The following is a 17,775-nucleotide window of genomic DNA, read 5'->3' as shown; positions in this document are numbered from 1 at the left end:
ATGAACATGTTCCAACTTTTCGCCATAAAAACAAAACCAAAACAGCCATCTTTTTCATTTGATGAGGACGTTAAAGGATCGATTCAGCTTGAGAGAGGATCTGATCTTGAGAAACAGCTTAAGATGGTTGATTTAACAAACAATGATCTAGCCATATTGAAAGCCCTGCAGCCGTTCGTTTCAGCAAACATTGATACCATCGTCGGGCAATTCTATAAAAACCTCGAATATCAGGAATCACTCATGACGATCATTGGCGAGCATAGTTCAGTTGAGAGACTGAAGCAGACACTAACGGTACATATTCAAGAAATGTTTAACGGTGTTATTAATACTCAATTTGTGGAAAAAAGAAAGCGTATTGCTGCTGTTCATGTTCATATTGGTCTGCAGCCGAAGTGGTATATGTGTGCATTTCAAGATTTGCTGCTGTCGTTAATCGGAATTTTTGAGAGAGAGATAACGGATCAGCTTCAGTTTAGTAAAGCAGTCCGTGCGACAACGAAGATTCTAAATTTAGAGCAGCAAATCGTACTGGAATTATTCGAAGAAGAGAACTTGCGATTAAGAGCCCAGGATGCGGAAGAGAAAGAGCGGTCTTACCGCAGAATTGAGCAAATGTCACAGGAGTTAGCGGCGATCTCCCAGCAAGCCAGTGCTTCTACGGAACAACTAACCGGTCAATCAGAGAAAATTTTAGCCGATTCAAAAAAAGGAACAGAGGTTGCACAAAACGTTGAGCTTCAATCTTCTGAGGGAAAGAAACAGCTTGAACTTCAACAACAGCAAATGAACCATATTAAAGAAAGCATTAAGAATATTTCAACCGAGATGGAATCTTTAAAGGGTGTTGCGGAAGAAATTAGTAAAATCGTCACCATCGTTTCTTCCATTGCTGAGCAAACAAACTTGCTTTCCTTAAACGCATCGATTGAAGCAGCTCGCGCAGGAGAACATGGGGCAGGGTTCACAGTGGTTGCGAATGAGGTGAGGAAGTTATCAGAGCAAACAAAGTCCTCTGTATCCGAGGTTTCTAAGCTTATTCAATCAACAAATGGACAGATTCATAATGTATCCCACAATGTGCTTGATATTGATCAATTAATTACAGATGGTACTGATAAAATGGATCAAACCAACCACTTTTTCACAGAAATTGTAGGGGCGATGGCTAAAAACAAGCAATATAATTCAGGCATAGAACAGGAGCTCGAAAGTTTCTCCCAAGTGATACAGGAAATTAATGATGCGGTATCACAAGTGGCTGCCTCCTCTCAACAGTTAACAGAACTAACTGAATAACATGAGCGTTTTTATCAGCTGAAAATCCGAACTAAGTGCATTTAAACCTACGAAAATATACATTGCTTTCCGCGGCCTCACAACGCGTGTGGCTATGGAAAGCGAAGTGTATTTCAACTGCGGTTTATAGCAAGAACTTTTAGAAAAACACCTGAATTTTAATAGAAGCTATTATGAAAATGATTCGTCTGGGAAATTGTATAATATTTGGGTCAATCTTCCTAAATAATGATTTTGCTTAACTGAATATTGAAACAATTATACCGTAACAAAATAACGATTAGTAAATTTTTAACTGTTTCTTATTCTCCAGTTTACAAATGAGTGATACGTTAGATGTGGTTAGATCATATCATTGGGAGGGAGAAACGATGAAAAAGAGTATTTGGAGAAAGATATTGTCGATGACGGTGTTATCATCGATGATCTTTGGGACAACCACTGGTATGTCTGCTAAGCCAGTTAAGGCGGAAGAAGGACAGAGCCCTGAGATTAAGAACGTTATTTTTTTAATTGGGGATGGTATGGGTCCAGCCTATACGACAGCTTATCGATACTTAAAAGATGATCCAGACACGAAGAAAATGGAGCCGACTGCCTTCGACCCACATTTGGTAGGCATGCAATCAACATATTCATATGATCCTCACTTTGATGGCGGTCCTGACGATGAAAAAGAAAATATCCCTGACTCTGCTGCTACGGCAACCTCTATGTCTTCCGGAGTGAAAACATATAACGGTGCAATAGCTGTGGACTTACAACAGGAAAATACACAAACAGTGCTTGAGGTAGCAAAGAAAAAAGGAAAGGCTACCGGACTTGTTGCAACTTCACAAATTACACACGCTACACCAGCAGCCTTTGGTTCACATGAAAATTCTCGTCAAAGCTATAATAAAATTGCAGATGATTATTATGATGATTTAATTAATGGAAAGCATAAAGTAGACGTTCTCCTTGGGGGCGGTACCGACTATTTCGTTCGTGATGACCGTAACCTTGCGAAAGAATTTCAAGGGGATGGTTATAACTATGTAACTTCTACTGAGGAATTAATGAGCAACGACAGTGATCAGTTGTTAGGATTGTTTGCCCCTGTTGGCCTTGATAAAGCAATTGATCGACCTGAAAAGCAACCTTCTCTGCAGCAAATGACCTCAGAGGCATTGGAAACGTTGAGTCAAGATGAGGATGGTTTCTTCTTAATGGTAGAAGGAAGCCAAATCGATTGGGCGGGTCATGATAATGATGTGGTGGCTGCTATGAGTGAAATGGAGGATTTTGAGAAAGCTTTCCAGGAAGCGATCGAGTTTGCTAAGAAGGACAAACATACTTTAGTTGTGGCTACTGCTGACCATTCTACTGGTGGTTTTTCCATCGGAGAAGGGGGAGTGTACAAGTGGAATAAGGATGTCATCAAGGCAGCGCAGCACACTCCTGATTACATGGCTCAACAAATCGTAGAAGAAGGAGCGGAAGTTGAGGCCACATTGAACGAGAACATTGATTTTGACTTAAAACAAGAGGAAATTCAAGCTGTTAAAGAAGCTTTGGAAACTTCCTCTGAAGAAGATCGATTGCTTGAAGTAGATAACGCCATTGAGAACATATTTAATGAGAGATCTGGGACTGGCTGGACAACCAGTGGCCATACGGGTGTGGATGTTCCCGTTTATGCGTTTGGGCCTGGGTCGGACATGTTTGCAGGACGCATTGATAATACGAAACAGGCGGAGAATATTTTCAAAATCTTAGGGGCAAGCCCTTCAGGAAGTGAAGGTGAAGGTGGGGAACTAGCTGATACAGCGACAAATTACCCTGCTGGCATAGCCCTCGGAGCACTTCTCCTAGGTGCAGGTGGTGTTCTTCTTTACCGAAAAAGGTCCGTCCGCTAATTTTCAGTAAAAAGGTGATCTTATGATGAAAAGGATCGGAGTCTTGATAAGTATTATCGGACTTGGGCTAGTGCTGTGGAACGGTTATCAGTGGTAACTCATAATACTTCGCTGGCACAGTCCGTAAGTAAAGAATGGTCCCAAACAACTGAACAACCTACTTTACAAGTGAAGAATGTGGAAGTTCACCAGACTAGGCCTGCCTATGAACGTGGTGAGAAGGTAGGAAAGTTCGTAATTCCTAAGTTAGGAACAGTGTATCCAGTCTTCTGGGGAACGGATGCCGATACCCTGAAAAAGGGAGTCGGGATGTACGATACCGCTTTTACGAATATTCCAGCATCCAAGCAGCATACTGCTCTTGCAGGCCACCGGGATACGACCTTTCGTCACTTGGATCAATTATCCGAAGGGGACCGGCTATATTTAAAGGTAGATAACGTGAAATACGAATATCAGATTAGGAAAACATGGATAACAAATGCTGATGATCGATCGGTGATTGTTACGAAGCAAACGCCAACTTTAACGCTTACGACATGTTACCCGTTTGATTATATTGGATCGGCCCCTGATCGATATATTGTTCAAGCTGCCTTGATTGGTAACTCCGAAGTGGATAAAGAGTGAAACAGACCAGCCGCCTCCTTTTGGGGAAGCGGCTGGCTTTTTTTGCAACCAGAATTTTCCGTTGCAATGAAACCAAGCATGTCCTTGTTCGTATATAATAAAAAGATAGTGGCTTTGGGAGGATGAGAAGGATGAATGATTTAGACGTGCTGTCTGTTGACAATTGTGATGTTTATATACGGGATCATCACATTCTTACTGATGTATCTTTTCGAACTCTGCGGGGAACCATTACCGCATTAGTCGGACATAATGGAGCTGGTAAGTCCACTCTGATGAAAGCAATTATTGGCTCACAGGAAAAGTCGGCTGGGAGAATATCGGTTGCGGGAATCGATCAAGATGATCAATTTTCATTTTATAAGCCGCAATTCAGTTATATTCCAGAAGAGCCGTTGTTAATGAGCGAATTAACCGTCTATCAACATTTTCAACTTTATCAAAAGAGTTACAACATACCTGATGACTCATTCAAACAAAGGGTCGATCAATATACAGAAGCGTTTGAGTTAACCGATAAACTGGATGAATACCCTGAGTCATTATCAAAAGGGATGAGACAGAAGGCGCAAACAATCTGTGCCTTGCTGCCTGAAGTTCCATTACTTTTAATTGACGAACCATTTATGGGGCTTGATGTTTATGCGGGCGCTTATCTTGAGAGATTACTAGCAGACCGAAAGAATGATGGAACGAGCATTTTGTTAACCACTCACCAGTTGGACAAAGTACGTGAACTGGCTGATGAATTTGTGATGTTAAAAGAAGGTGCTGTATCTTCTTCAGGAGCTGTTGAGCAATTTCATGAGCTCGATCGGAGGCATACATAAATGGAATCCTCAACTCGGTCTGTGTACAGATGGGTCAGGAGGGAGCGAGCTAGAAAGAAGCGCAATTTGTATAAGCAAGTGTTCAGCTTAAACTTTGATTGGACACTCGCCTTCTATTTAGCTATTTATACTGGTGTTATGCTGCTGATAATGTTTGAGTGGCTGCAAGATTTCATACCGATGTTCGAATCCTGGCAAACTACCAGCGCCTCCTGGCTATGGTTACTACCTTTCGCAGTATTAATACGGGCGTGCAGTCAATCCTTTTTTCATCCGGGAATATGCTTTACCTCTTCTGAATTGAAATTGAGTGTGCTTCCTCATTCAAGAAATCGGTTGTTCTGGCTCATGGTAGCAGAACGCGGACTGGTTCATTGCACGGTGGCGTTTACAGCAAGTAGTTTACTAGGAATCATCACACCATTTTCCCTCCTGTTTCTCTTGAAAGTGGCGGCTCTATACACGCTGTTTTTCTTGCTTACACTGCTCATTCATTGGAAGATGTATTCTGTTTCGCGGCGGAAAAAACTTCTCACCATATTGGTGATTTTTGCTGTCGTTGGGTTTTCACGTTATTTGATTTTATTGGCAGGCTGGAGCGGTTTCGCTATGGGTTTTGCGCTATGTATGGTTCTAACGGGAATTAACTTCTATTTGCTGCCGCGTGCATTACATCATGTCGATTGGGCTAAAGTGGTTGGCGCTAACGATGCAAAGGTCTGGAACATTAGGCTAATCAGTCAAGTGACGAGAATAGAAATTAAACCGCCAAAGCGTTACGGTATCTTGCAAACATACCTGCGGAGTCGTCGAGCAAAGCAGCGATTCACAAACATTTATTCCCTCTATCACAGGCTTTGGAGAAACCACTTGCAGTCTCAGTTTAAATATATCGGGACCACTATTGTAACTTGTATCGTAATTCTCACGGTTCTGCCCGGGCAAGTCGAGTGGATGTTACTCATTACAACTCCAATCGCTTTGTTTATCTATATTGAAGTTGCTGCGAGTCTGTTTGAAGAACAGTTTCATCAGGAGCCGATTCTCCGTCTTCTCCCAATCGAGGAAAAAGGCTGGAGGACGACGTATATTAAATGGGCGGCGACAGGAGTAAGTTTACTCGTTATCACTTTTTTCATCACCAGTTGGCTTCTTGCCGGTCTGAATATAGGCCTATTCATTCAAATTATTGGATTGGTGTATCTAGCTGTGCATGAACTTCTCGGACAAATCAGGGAGCGAATGTATAAAGTACAACGGATCAATTATCGAAAGAATGAACTCCTTCAGCTTGCTGGTTATACAGTATTAGGCCTGGGAGTCTATTTTGCACCGTTTATGCTAGCTATTTTTTTACTGCCCTGGATAGGAAAATATAAAAGCTTCTGATGTAAGTCCCATTACCATTAAAGAGGAGGGATTACACAGAAGCTTTTTATTCTAATTGCTCATGTTATCATCTCTCAGTAATAAAATCGAACTACGTATAATAAACTATATTGAAATAAAATTTCTAATTATCAGTCACTTTATTGACAAAATAGTTCACTAAGACTATGATTAGAGCAACTTAAATTTTTTAAAATACTATGAAAGCGCTTTAATAAATGACTGTGATAGATCAGTTCCTCTCTGAGCAGTAGACGGCTGATTCTGCAGTGAACGAATGTTAGGTTGTTGTTTAGAAACAACATTAACCGCGACATCAAGGGTTAATGCGTTTCATATATTTAATAAATCAAAGGGGGAAGCAACTTGAAGAAGGTATTCAAAGGTCCTGTTTTGTTTGGGTGGATAGCGATACTTAGCTTAATTCTAGTTGTGGGCTGCTCCTCAGATGAAGAAGCGTCTTCTGAAGGGGATAACAGTGAGCTTATGAACGATGGGAAAGTAAATGGCGAGCTTGAAATTCAGTATTTTGTTGGCGGATATGGAGACTCATGGTGGAAAGAAGTTATCGCCGACTTCAAAGAGAAATATCCTGATGTAACCGTAACGGAGCATGCTGGACCTAATATTAACAAAGAGATGAGATCGCGCTGGGTATCAGGCGATCCACCTGATGTTGTTTATATCGATGGTGCCGGCTCTAGTGAGACACAGATGGTTGAGGATGGCCAGTTGATGAATCTCACCGACTGGGTGAAGGATGTTGAAGTCGATGGTAAACCCATTTTAGAAAGTTTTATTGTAGACCCAGCTAAATATGATGGGGAAATCTACTCTTTACCTCTAGTCTTTGATACATGGGGAACCTGGTATGACGAAGCATGGTTTGAAGAAGAAGGCTATAAAGTACCAACTGACTTTGAAAGCTTTATGAGCACTATGGGAGATATTAAAGAAGGCGAAGATATTGCACCGTTTGTGACAACTGGACAACACCCTTACTACTTCTTGCGCGGGATGTTATACCCAGCCTTTGGAGCTGCCGGCGGGGATCAACTCCTTGAGGACGTGATTACAGGGAAAGAAGGCGCCTGGACGAGTGAACCTGTTCTTGAAGTTATGAAAAAAGTGGAACAAATGGCGAAAGAGGGCTATATCGATAAAGGGTTTGGAGCTTTGAATCATACCCAATCGCAAATGAACTTCCTTCTTCATAAGAATGCCTTTATTCCTGTAGGGTTCTGGCTGCCAAATGAAATGGAAAAAGATAAGCCAGAAGACTTTAAGTATGGATTTATTCCTTCCCCTATGCAGGATGCAGGTGAACCTTTCGCTGTAGTTCCTGATTTGCGTCCGCTTGCGATTGCTGAGGAAGCAGATAACCCCGAAGCTGCGAAAGCCTTTGTAGACTTTGTATTCACGAAGGAATATGCAACTTTATTCTCTGAACACACAGGAGCGATTATGAACATTAATGGTGTGGATTTGTCCGAGAATGAAAATGTTCCGAATTACTTAATCGAAGCGAATGCGATGATTAACGATCCAGAACAAGTCCAAATCTATCAAAAGCCGCACCCAATGAGTGCCGATTTGGAAACACCGATTAGTAACGCATTAGTGTCGTTAATGCTGGGCAATATTACAGCAGAAGAATTTTGTCAGCAGGCAGAAGAAGCTGCTGCTGAGTATCGAAACAGCAAGTAAGCAAGTGAGATGTTTACGGTATGGAATATAGAGGCTGATGTCTTTGTATTCCATACCTCTTTATATCTCCAAAGAAAGAGGGGATAAGATGGTACAGTCTAAAAAACAAAAGTATCTGTTTTTAGCCTTTTGTTTAATTCCAACTTTTGTGATGTTTTCTATTTTTACGCTATATCCATTGTTCAGTGGTTTATACTATTCTTTTTTTGAATGGTCTGGTGCGTCACAGGACAAGGAATTTATTGGGTTTAGCAACTACATACAATTAATAAATGATGAGATCATTCCTATGACCATTGTTCATGACTATTTTCTCGTGGCAGCAAAAGTGCTGGGGATTATGGTGCTGGCCCTTTTCTTTGCTGTTGCCCTGACCCAATTAAAGATAAAAGAAGCGCCATTTTACCGTATCGTTTTCTTCTTTCCTAATATCATGTCAGTTGTTGTCATCGGAATTCTTTGGACGTTCATTTACAACCCAAGCTTGGGACTGATTAATTCCGGGCTGCAGTTTGTCGGATTAGAAGACTGGGCGCGGCCATGGTTAGGGAGCGAAAAGTGGGCCCTTCCCAGTTTGGTACTGCCATCTGTCTGGGCTGGGATTGGTTTATTCATGCTGATGCTTATGGGCGGGATTGCTAATGTTTCAAAGAGTTATTATGAAGCAGCCGAAATAGACGGAGCCAATGAATGGCAGCAGTTTTGGAAAGTTACCTTGCCGCTTGTCTGGCCGCAAATCAAAATCTCTATTCTTTACATCGTGATTACTACTCTAAATGGGTCGTTTATTATCGTTCAGATTATGACGGGCGGGGGGCCTAACAACTCCACTCACGTCATGGGATCTTATTTATATGAACAGGCCTTTGTGCAATACAACTTTGGCTATGGTGCAACGATTGGGGTTATGATCTTAATCCTGTCACTAATTACCGTATTGATCCTTCAATTCTTTATGCGTCGTGAGCGAGTAGAATACTAGGATGATTGAACCGAAGGAGGGGAGAATGTGAAACGTAATAGTGTGGGGCACATCATGACAAGAACGGGAATTCGTATCCCATTAGTTCTATGGTCGCTTGCTGTACTTTATCCAATCATATGGATGTTTATTGGCTCTTTTAAATCAAATGGTGAAATTTATGCTAATCCGTGGGGCTTGCCCAAATCTTTTAATCTGGAAAATTTCACTACAGCCTGGACAGAATACAATATTGACACCAGTGTATTTAATAGTTTGATTGTAACCGTAGTAGGCGCTTTGTTAACGCTATTCCTGGCCATTCCAACAGCCTATGCTATCGAACGATTGCGGTTTCGGGGTAGTCAGTTACTGTTTACCTTGTACGTGTCGGCCATGATGATCCCAATGGTGTTAGGGTGGATTCCATTATTCTTCTTACTGGCTCGTTTTAACATGCTTGATAATATATATGGACTTGCCATTGTCTACGCCGTCAGTCAGCTTCCTTTTACGATCTTTGTATTAACGAGTTTCATGAGTACCATTCCGAAGTCGTTGGAGGAATCGGCGGCTATAGACGGGCTTTCGCCCTATGGGGTCCTGTTAAAAATTATTACTCCTCTTTCCATGTCAGGAATCATAACCGTTACGATTATGAATGCGATTCAATTTTGGAATGAATATTTCATGGCTCTCATCTTTCTTCAAACAGAAGAAAATTACACGTTAGCACTGGCGATTGATTTCATTAGCAGTGAAGCCCAGTATACGAATGCATGGGGCACTCTTTTTGCTAGTTTAACGATTGCTATCGTTCCCGTTATTATTCTATACGCGATCTTCCAACAGAGGATTGCTAAAGGGATGACAGAAGGGGCAATCAAAGGGTAAATAAAAACTCCCTCATGCGGCTTTATTGCCGCATGAGGGAGTTTTTCTGTTAAAAAGGATTCGTGGCCCACAAGCTGGCAGATTTAACAAAAGTTCGAGGGTTCAGTTTGAGTTGTGAAACGATATATTCAGCTAAATCCTCTGGCTGCATAAGGTGGTCTGTGTCATCATTTTCTTGATGTTGACCGGAAAAATTAGTTACCACTCGGCTTGGCGTTATTGCATTTACACGAATGTTGTGCTTTCTGACTTCCTGCATTAACGATTCAGATAAGCCAAGTACACCAAATTTTGAAGCACTATAGGCACTTGAAGTAGGAGTGCCTCTTAGACCTGAGGTAGACGATATATTGATAATGTCTCCGCTTTTTCTTTCTACCATACTTGGCAGAACAGCTCGTGTAACATAATACGTTCCCATCAGATTGACTTGAATGACTTTTTCCCATTCCTCAGGGTTTAAGTCCATGAATCCACCATATTTACCAATTCCCGCATTATTAATCAGGATATCAACAGGGCCTAATTCACTTGACACTTTTTTAACAGCTTGATTTACAGAGTCAATGTTAGACACATCCCCTTGAGCGATGGATCTTTTTACTCCGGTATGTTCAAGTTCGGCTGAAACGTTTTCTATATTCGCTTCCGTTAATCCAACTAGTCCAACATGTACACCTTCTTCCGCTAACGCTATGGCAGTAGCTCGGCCGATACCACGGCCGGCTCCGGTAATTAAAGCAACTTTTCCTTGTAGTGATTGCATATGTTATGATTCCTCCTTAATCTCAGATAAAATTTCATAAGAGCGCAGACGTTTCTGGTGATCGTAAATTTGAGAAGTGATCATCAATTCATCTGCTGCTGTTTCCTCAATGAACGACTGTAACTTTCGCTTTACTGTTTCTTTGCTGCCGATGATGGTAGCTCCTAATTGTTGCTGTAGAGAAGCCTTTTCATACTCCGTCCAAATCTCATCCATGTTTTCAACGGGCGGCTGCAGCGGCGTCTCGCGATTTCGAATGATATTTAAAAATTGTTGTTGGAGAGTAGTGGCTAAATACTCAGCTTCCTCATCTGTATCTGCTGCTACAACATTAACACCTAACATCGCATAAGGAGCATCGAGGACCTTTGATGGTTTGAAGCTGCGACGATATAAATCCAGGGCAGCCATCGTATTATTTGGTGAAAAATGGCTGGCAAATGAGAATGGCAAGCCTAGCTGACCTGACAGCTGTGCACTGAAGCCGCTTGAACCTAACAGCCAAATCGGCAGGTCCAAGCCATCGCCAGGAACGGCTCTTACATGATTATGATCAGATCGCAGTTCAGGATCAAAGTAGGCACGCAATTCCTGCAGTTGTTGAGGGAAATCATTGCCATCACTTCTCGAATCCCTCCTTAAAGCCCTAATGGTCACGGGGTCTGTTCCAGGTGCACGTCCAAGGCCAAGGTCAATTCTTCCTGGGAATAAGGATTCTAGTGTACCAAACTGCTCTGCAATAACGAGAGGGGCATGGTTGGGCAGCATAATGCCCCCAGAGCCTATACGCATCGCTTTTGTATGGGCTGCAACGTGACCAATAATAACAGAGGTAGCAGAACTAGCGATAAACGGCATGTTATGATGCTCAGCCAGCCAATATCTGTTATATCCCCATTGTTCTACATGCTGTGCTAGGTCGATCGTATTTTTATAAGCATCAGATGCTGTATTTCCAACAGTGATGGGAGCCAGATCGAGCACGGAAAACGGTGTGTTTTTTATTTGATTTTGTGCGTGTTTATCCGACATGTTCTCATCTTCCTTCTTCTCAAGACTTAAATACAGCTTCATCTTACCAATGTTCATTCGTGTCTCAAAATATCCTGCTTTTAAAAAGTTTATTATGCTATGGATTAGGAAAAATACAACACAGACGTTAAAAAAGGAGCGATCTCCATGCCAACACGTAAGGAACAAACTGCTAACGCCAAAACGGACAGCAAGCAGGATTATGTAGATATCAAAATGGGTGATCACGATCTGTTCGTTAAAAAGGGCTACGACGGTTTGTACACGCTAAATGATTTCTTGTTGGGCATATGGTTTTTAATCGGCAGTGTGTTCTTTTATTTTGAACATTTAAAGGACTGGGGAGTGACACTATTTGTATTAGGAAGTTTGCAAATGTTAATTCGCCCCACTATTCGTTTATTCCATCGCTTTCAACTTAAGAAACACTATGAAAAAGAATATGAGAAACAGCAATAATGGTTATGTGTAAGTGAGGAAAAGGCAAAGACTTTTTCCTCACTTTTTTTATAACTGGCAAAATCCATCATAAGATGACAAAGTTTTCAGAAAATTTTAATTGTAATAGGCCTGAGAACCTTTTATGCTTATAGTACACATAAAAAAGTTATGTTATCGAAATTCTAGCATATGAATAGGGGAGTGTAGATGTGATAGACGAAACAGCTATTGATCATGATATTTATTTGTTTCATCAGGGAAATCTTCGTTATAGCTATCAGCTCCTCGGTGCACATTTAATGACAATTGGGGGAAGAGCGGGCGTCCGCTTTATAGTGTGGGCCCCGAATGCTGAAAAGGTGAGTGTTGTAGGAATGTTTAATGAATGGGATGGCCGACGCCACCCCATGGAGAAACTGAACGATAACGGTTTATGGTGTTTGTTTATTCCTGACTTAGCCAGCGGCATCTTGTATAAGTATGAGATTTTGACAGCTCATGGGCATTTGCAGTTAAAGGCAGACCCTTATGCCTTTGCAAGTGAGCTTCGTCCTCATACAGCTTCGGTTGTGCATCCTCTTGATGATTATCATTGGAACGACGCGCATTGGATGAAGCGGCGTGAGGGGATGAATATCTATGAATCTCCCTTGTCTATTTATGAACTTCATTTAGGGTCATGGAAAAATATTGAGACGGAAGTTTACTACAATTATCGTGATTATGCAGAGATGGTGATTCCTTATGTGAAAGAGCTTGGATACACACACATTGAGCTTTTACCTTTGACGGAGCATCCATTTGACCGCTCCTGGGGTTACCAGGCCACTGGCTACTATGCTGTCACATCGAGATATGGAACGCCGGACGATTTCCGGTATTTCGTGGATCAGTGTCATGAACATGGAATTGGGGTGATCCTCGATTGGGTTCCTGGACATTTTTGTAAAGATCAACACGGACTAAGGCGCTTCGATGGTGAAGCTTTGTATGAATATGCTGATACGAAAAAGGCAGAAAAACCTCAATGGGGAACATTAACATTTGATTTTGCTAGAAATGAGGTTCAGAGTTTTCTCATCTCAAACGCTATTTATTGGCTGAAAGAGTTTCATCTGGATGGTCTGAGAGTCGATGCAGTGGCGAGCATGTTGTACCTGGATTTTGGAAAAGAAGGCGGTGAATGGGACGTCAATGAGTACGGGGGAAGAGAGAATTTAGAAGCAGTCGATTTCCTGAAAAAAATGAACGAGGCCATCTTTGAAGAGGTTCCCCATGTGTTGATGATGGCGGAGGAATCTACATCGTGGCCGCTTGTTAGTGCACCTACATACACAGGGGGGCTTGGGTTCAATTATAAGTGGAATATGGGATGGATGAATGACATGCTCCAATATATGCAATTGGATCCGATTCACCGAAAGCATCATCATCATTTAATGACCTTCTCGCTTTATTATGCTTTTTCTGAGAACTTTGTGCTCCCTATCTCTCATGATGAGGTTGTTCATGGAAAGAAGTCACTGCTCAATAAAATGCCTGGTGATTATTGGCAAAAGTTTGCTAACTTACGATTATTTCTCGCTTATATGTATGCCCATCCAGGCAAAAAGCTCCTGTTCATGGGAAGTGAATTCGGACATTTTGACGAATGGAAGGATATGGATGACCTGGACTGGGAACTTTTGGATTATGAGTCCCACAAGTCAATCTTTAATTTTATGCAGCAGCTGCATCAGTTGTATCAGGAAATGCCTGCTCTTTGGGAGCTTGATCATGAGCAGGAGGGGTTCTCCTGGATAGATCCGCACAATAATGAGCAGAGTATTTTATCTTTTGTGCGCAATAGCCGCTCACCTAACGATCAGCTTGTGGTTGTTTGTAATTTTACTCCGGAAGTTTATCGCGACTATAAGGTCGGCGTACCTAAAAGTGGTATGTATAAAGAGGTTTTTACTAGTGATGCGATTCATTTTGGAGGATCAGGCCAAACGAATGGCCTTAAGCTAGAAACGACAAAGCAGTCGTGGCAAGGACAGGATCACCATATTCACATGACGATTCCGCCCTTAGCGGTAAGTTTTCTGAAGTGTATATCGAAATCAAAGGAGGAGTCCCATGAAAGGTAAAGAATGCGTCGCTATGCTGCTAGCTGGTGGTCAAGGTACGAGGTTAAAATCACTCACTAAGAAGATCGCTAAACCTGCCGTTTATTTCGGCGGAAAGTATCGAATTATCGATTTTCCGTTAAGCAACTGTACCAATTCTGGAATCGATACCGTTGGGGTTCTGACACAGTATGAACCGCTGATATTAAATAATTATATTGGCATTGGCTCTTCCTGGGATTTAGACCGTAAATTCGGCGGGGTGTCGGTTCTCCCTCCCTATATGCAGTCAGAGGGAGGCGGCTGGTACACAGGAACAGCCAACGCCATCTATCGAAATATCGATTTTTTAAACCAATATGAACCTGAACACGTCCTGATCCTGTCCGGAGATCATATTTATAAAATGGATTATGGAGAAATGCTAGATTACCACCGTGGCAGTGGAGCAGATGCGACCATCTCTGTTATTGAAGTACCCTGGAACGAAGCCAGCCGCTTCGGCATTATGAACACAGATGGCCAGGGACGGATTACAGAATTTGATGAGAAGCCAGAATATCCAATGAGCAACCTTGCTTCCATGGGAGTGTACATTTTTCGCTGGGACGTTTTGAAAAGGTATCTAATCGATGATGAACAGAAAGGTCATTCTTCTCATGATTTTGGAAAGGATATTATCCCTGCCTTGCTTGCTGATCAGAAGAAGCTAATGGCCTACACCTTTGAAGGCTATTGGAAAGACGTCGGTACAGTCGAAAGCCTGTGGCAGGCCAATATGGACCTTTTAAAAGCAGAACCTGAGCTCAATTTGAATGACCAAACGTGGAGAATCTACTCAAAGAATCCAAACCAGCCTGCCCAGTATATTTCTCCTGCAGCTTCTGTACGCGGAGCTCTTATCAATGAAGGGTGTCGTATTTACGGCCAGGTGGACATGTCGATCATATTTTACGGAGTGCATGTGAATGAAGGATCGATTGTGAAAGATTCAGTGATAATGCCTAATGTGAAAATAGGTAAAAATGTTAGAATCTATCGGTCTATTATTGCAGAAGGTAGTGTGATTGAGGATAATGCTGTAATCGGCAACCCATCCCCTGAGAGTGATATCACATTAATTGCAGATGAAGGGAGTGTCATGGCAACCAGTTATGCAGCCAATCATTAAGGAGGAGAATCTCATGGATCGTATGGCCGGCATTATAAACTTAGATCATGAACAAGATGTACTGGATGAACTCACTTATTTCAGGTGTGGAGCAGCAGTTCCCTTTGCGGGGCGTTATCGAATGATTGACTTTGCCATTTCGAATATGACGAATTCAAGGATTGAATCGGTAGCCGTATTCACGCGTCGCAAATATCGTTCTCTAATGGACCATCTAGAGCAGGGGAAGGCATGGGAATTAGATCGGAAGCGCGGCGGATTGTTTATTTTACCCCCTGATTGGAACGACCCGACTGATATTTCCCGGGGTGACCTTCAGCACTTTCATAACAACATTGACTTTATTCATCGTACGTATGCCGACTATATTCTTGTGTCTGGCTCGCAAAACATTTGTAATATTAACTATCAGGACGTTCTTGAAGCGCACAAGGAATCGAACGCAGAAGTTACGGTTATTTATAAAAATGTAGAAGAGTTATATCCAGAACATAATCTGGCTCATAAACTCAGCTTTGATGAGAACCAAAGGGTTACAGCGATTCATAATGACAAACAGAGTACAAATGTTTATATGGATATGTATGTCATTGATAAAAACTTTCTGCACGAATTGATTGAAGAGGGGATTGCCCACGGAAGCTCACACTTTTTCTTGGATGGAATCAAAGGTAAGCTTCCGGATATTCACATTCACGCCTATGAGTATAAAGGGGTTCATGCTTTGATTAATTCAGTAGAAAGTTATTACCGCCATAGTGCGAACTTGCTTAATGAAGCGCGGCATAATGAACTATTTAAGGAAGATTCTCCTATTTTTACAAAAGTAAAAAACGAAGCACCATCGAAGTATTCCCCGCAATCAAACGTCACGAATACACTTGTGGCGAATGGATGTATAGTGGATGGCGAGGTAGAAGACAGTATTCTATTTCGTGGAGTCAAGATAGAAGAAGGGGCTGTTGTGAAAAATTCGATCATCATGCAGCGCTGTGAAATTGGCAGTGGAGCAGTACTTGAAAATGTCATTTTAGATAAAGATTGCAAAATATCGCAAGGACGTACGTTAATTGGTGCACCAGAAAAACCCTTTGTGTTAGCGAAACGTAAAACCATGTAGATTTCCAGAAGGGAACTGTCTGAAGCTACTATTCTGGCAGTTCCCTTTTACATCATAATGAAAACCGAGGAGTGGATCTAGATGAACGTGTTGATGGTTGGATCAGAGTGTACACCTTTTATTAAAACGGGTGGTCTGGCAGATGTGCTTGGGTCCTTGCCTCAAGCGCTTGAGGAACAGGGGCATCAAGTTCGAGTTGTGCTGCCTAAGTATGAAGATATGGCTGATGAGTGGAAAGAGCGGCTGACATTGTTACATAAACTGAATGTACAAATTGGCTGGAGGAATCAGTATGCGGGAGTGGAGTATTTGGAGTATGACGGAATTTCTGTGTACTTTATCGATAATGAGTATTATTTTAAACGCTCCAATTTATATGGATATGAGGATGAAGCGGAACGATTTGTATTTTTTAATAAAGCAGTGCTTGAGATGGTACGATCACTTGACTGGATTCCTGAGATTCTGCATTGTCACGATTGGCAGACAGGCTTGATCCCTGTGTTTCTACATACTCACTATCAAGATGATGAGGGATTAAACGGTATGAAAACATTGTTTACGATTCATAATTTGAAGTATCAGGGGGTCTTTGCCGATTCAGTCCTGCACGACCTGATGGATTTGGACGAACAGATGATGACAGAGGATCGGTTAGAGTTTTTCGGAGATATTAATTTTATGAAGGGCGCCTTAAATTATGCGGATGCGATCACAACAGTAAGTGAAACTTATGCAAAAGAGATTCAAACCCCTTATTATGGGGAAAACTTAGACGGAGTACTTAGAAAACAATCGGAACGGTTAGCTGGGATTGTAAATGGAATTAATACAAAAGATTACAATCCGCTAAGTGATGAATCTCTGGCATTCCCATTTCGCAGTTCTTTAGCGAAAAAGGTTCAAAATAAAATGTGGTTACAGGAAAAGCTGCAGCTGCCTGTGCGTGGAGATGTTCCTATGATTGGGATTGTTTCCAGGCTTGTTGAGCAAAAGGGATTTGACCTTGTTGCCAGAGTTATGGACGAGCTTTTATATCACGAGGATATTCAGTTGGTACTTCTGGGTACAGGTGAATACGATTACGAGAAAATGTTTGAATGGGCCCAGGTAAAGTATCCAGAGAAGGTATCTGCGAATATTATGTTTAGTGAATCGCTATCCAGGCAGGTGTATGCAGCGAGTGATATGTTCCTCATGCCTTCCCGTTTTGAGCCGTGCGGAATTGGCCAGTTGATCGCATTGCGTTATTTAGCTGCACCTATTGTCAGGGAAACAGGCGGGCTCATGGACACCGTCAAGCCGTTTAATGAAAACACAGAAGAGGGAAATGGATTCACCTTCACCAATTATAATGCGCACGATATGTTGTTTACGATCCGCCGTGCACTTGAGCTTTACCACAGAGAAGATGTGTGGAAGAAGCTTGTAAAAAATATGGTGAAAACTCAATTCCCGTGGAAATATTCCGCGCGTCGGTATAGTGAGGTATATCAATCGACGTTTCAAAAGCAGTGAACGAATGG

At 41.9% G+C, this 17,775-nt stretch carries 15 protein-coding genes; 13 read left to right on the top strand and 2 right to left on the bottom strand.

What is annotated here, in order from left to right; translation table 11 throughout:
- The first annotated feature begins 6 nt into the window (after nt 1-6).
- The 8 genes from B5354_RS11745 to B5354_RS11710 all read left to right on the top strand — a co-directional run bounded on the left by B5354_RS11745 (nt 7) and on the right by B5354_RS11710 (nt 9,611).
- Nucleotides 7-1,302: a globin-coupled sensor protein gene (locus tag B5354_RS11745; RefSeq protein ID WP_079528958.1), complete on the top strand. Its 1,296-nt coding sequence runs from the start codon at nt 7-9 to the stop codon at nt 1,300-1,302.
- Nucleotides 1,303-1,673: 371 nt separating this feature from the next.
- The gene (locus B5354_RS11740; RefSeq protein WP_079528957.1) at nt 1,674-3,200 is read left to right on the top strand and encodes an alkaline phosphatase; all 1,527 of its coding nucleotides are present in this window, start codon (nt 1,674-1,676) and stop codon (nt 3,198-3,200) included.
- 75 nt (nt 3,201-3,275) lie between these two features.
- Nucleotides 3,276-3,830 (top strand): class D sortase, encoded by a 555-nt coding sequence (locus B5354_RS11735; RefSeq protein WP_079528956.1) that lies wholly within the window; start codon nt 3,276-3,278, stop codon nt 3,828-3,830.
- 131 nt (nt 3,831-3,961) lie between these two features.
- On the top strand, nt 3,962-4,660 hold the full coding sequence (locus tag B5354_RS11730; protein ID WP_139377113.1) for an ABC transporter ATP-binding protein: 699 nt from the start codon (nt 3,962-3,964) through the stop codon (nt 4,658-4,660).
- Nucleotides 4,661-6,049 carry a hypothetical protein gene (locus tag B5354_RS11725; RefSeq protein ID WP_079528954.1) on the top strand — a complete coding sequence of 463 codons (1,389 nt, stop codon included), beginning with the start codon at nt 4,661-4,663 and terminating at the stop codon, nt 6,047-6,049.
- Nucleotides 6,050-6,415: 366 nt separating this feature from the next.
- Nucleotides 6,416-7,756 carry an ABC transporter substrate-binding protein gene (locus B5354_RS11720; protein WP_079528953.1) on the top strand — a complete coding sequence of 447 codons (1,341 nt, stop codon included), beginning with the start codon at nt 6,416-6,418 and terminating at the stop codon, nt 7,754-7,756.
- 88 nt (nt 7,757-7,844) lie between these two features.
- Entirely contained in the window at nt 7,845-8,738 is an 894-nt protein-coding gene (locus B5354_RS11715; RefSeq protein WP_079528952.1) for a carbohydrate ABC transporter permease, read from the top strand.
- Between the two features lie 54 nt (nt 8,739-8,792).
- A complete protein-coding gene (locus B5354_RS11710; protein ID WP_079529163.1) occupies nt 8,793-9,611 on the top strand; it encodes a carbohydrate ABC transporter permease in 819 nt (272 codons plus the stop codon).
- Between the two features lie 49 nt (nt 9,612-9,660).
- Here B5354_RS11710 and B5354_RS11705 read toward each other — a convergent pair whose 3' ends face one another.
- On the bottom strand, nt 9,661-10,377 hold the full coding sequence (locus B5354_RS11705; protein ID WP_079528951.1) for a 3-ketoacyl-ACP reductase: 717 nt from the start codon (nt 10,375-10,377) through the stop codon (nt 9,661-9,663).
- Nucleotides 10,378-10,380: 3 nt separating this feature from the next.
- Entirely contained in the window at nt 10,381-11,409 is a 1,029-nt protein-coding gene (locus B5354_RS11700; RefSeq protein ID WP_079529162.1) for an LLM class flavin-dependent oxidoreductase, read from the bottom strand.
- Between the two features lie 216 nt (nt 11,410-11,625).
- Between B5354_RS11700 and B5354_RS11695 the strand changes: the two genes are divergently transcribed.
- The 5 genes from B5354_RS11695 to glgA all read left to right on the top strand — a co-directional run bounded on the left by B5354_RS11695 (nt 11,626) and on the right by glgA (nt 17,767).
- Nucleotides 11,626-11,868, top strand: a complete 243-nt coding sequence (locus tag B5354_RS11695) for a YrhK family protein (protein WP_425432129.1) — start codon at nt 11,626-11,628, stop codon at nt 11,866-11,868.
- Nucleotides 11,869-12,059: 191 nt separating this feature from the next.
- The gene (gene glgB, locus B5354_RS11690; RefSeq protein ID WP_079528949.1) at nt 12,060-13,979 is read left to right on the top strand and encodes a 1,4-alpha-glucan branching protein GlgB; all 1,920 of its coding nucleotides are present in this window, start codon (nt 12,060-12,062) and stop codon (nt 13,977-13,979) included.
- Nucleotides 13,969-15,129, top strand: coding sequence for a glucose-1-phosphate adenylyltransferase (locus B5354_RS11685; protein WP_079528948.1), 1,161 nt, complete (start codon nt 13,969-13,971; stop codon nt 15,127-15,129). Before glgB ends, B5354_RS11685 begins: the two co-directional genes overlap by 11 nt.
- 13 nt (nt 15,130-15,142) lie before the next feature.
- Nucleotides 15,143-16,249, top strand: a complete 1,107-nt coding sequence (gene glgD / locus B5354_RS11680) for a glucose-1-phosphate adenylyltransferase subunit GlgD (protein WP_079528947.1) — start codon at nt 15,143-15,145, stop codon at nt 16,247-16,249.
- Nucleotides 16,250-16,330: 81 nt separating this feature from the next.
- Nucleotides 16,331-17,767, top strand: coding sequence for a glycogen synthase GlgA (gene glgA, locus B5354_RS11675; protein WP_079528946.1), 1,437 nt, complete (start codon nt 16,331-16,333; stop codon nt 17,765-17,767).
- Nucleotides 17,768-17,775: the final 8 nt, after the last annotated feature.

It is taken from the genome of Halobacillus hunanensis (genome assembly GCF_900166655.1).
Classification (GTDB): Bacteria; Bacillota; Bacilli; order Bacillales; family Halobacillaceae; genus Halobacillus_A; species Halobacillus_A hunanensis.
Note: the sequence above shows the minus strand (reverse complement) of the source record. Positions and strands in the feature narration are given on the sequence as shown.

Excerpts from the sequence above, each read along its gene's own strand:
- B5354_RS11745 (WP_079528958.1), top strand. The coding sequence starts at position 7 with ATGTTCCAACTTTTCGCCATAAAAACAAAACCAAAACAGCCATCTTTT.
- B5354_RS11740 (WP_079528957.1), top strand. The coding sequence starts at position 1,674 with ATGAAAAAGAGTATTTGGAGAAAGATATTGTCGATGACGGTGTTATCA.
- B5354_RS11730 (WP_139377113.1), top strand. The coding sequence starts at position 3,962 with ATGAATGATTTAGACGTGCTGTCTGTTGACAATTGTGATGTTTATATA.
- B5354_RS11725 (WP_079528954.1), top strand. The coding sequence starts at position 4,661 with ATGGAATCCTCAACTCGGTCTGTGTACAGATGGGTCAGGAGGGAGCGA.
- B5354_RS11715 (WP_079528952.1), top strand. The coding sequence starts at position 7,845 with ATGGTACAGTCTAAAAAACAAAAGTATCTGTTTTTAGCCTTTTGTTTA.
- B5354_RS11710 (WP_079529163.1), top strand. The coding sequence starts at position 8,793 with ATGACAAGAACGGGAATTCGTATCCCATTAGTTCTATGGTCGCTTGCT.
- B5354_RS11705 (WP_079528951.1), bottom strand. The coding sequence starts at position 10,377 with ATGCAATCACTACAAGGAAAAGTTGCTTTAATTACCGGAGCCGGCCGT.
- B5354_RS11700 (WP_079529162.1), bottom strand. The coding sequence starts at position 11,409 with ATGTCGGATAAACACGCACAAAATCAAATAAAAAACACACCGTTTTCC.
- B5354_RS11695 (WP_425432129.1), top strand. The coding sequence starts at position 11,626 with ATGGGTGATCACGATCTGTTCGTTAAAAAGGGCTACGACGGTTTGTAC.
- B5354_RS11685 (WP_079528948.1), top strand. The coding sequence starts at position 13,969 with ATGAAAGGTAAAGAATGCGTCGCTATGCTGCTAGCTGGTGGTCAAGGT.
- glgD (WP_079528947.1), top strand. The coding sequence starts at position 15,143 with ATGGATCGTATGGCCGGCATTATAAACTTAGATCATGAACAAGATGTA.
- glgA (WP_079528946.1), top strand. The coding sequence starts at position 16,331 with ATGAACGTGTTGATGGTTGGATCAGAGTGTACACCTTTTATTAAAACG.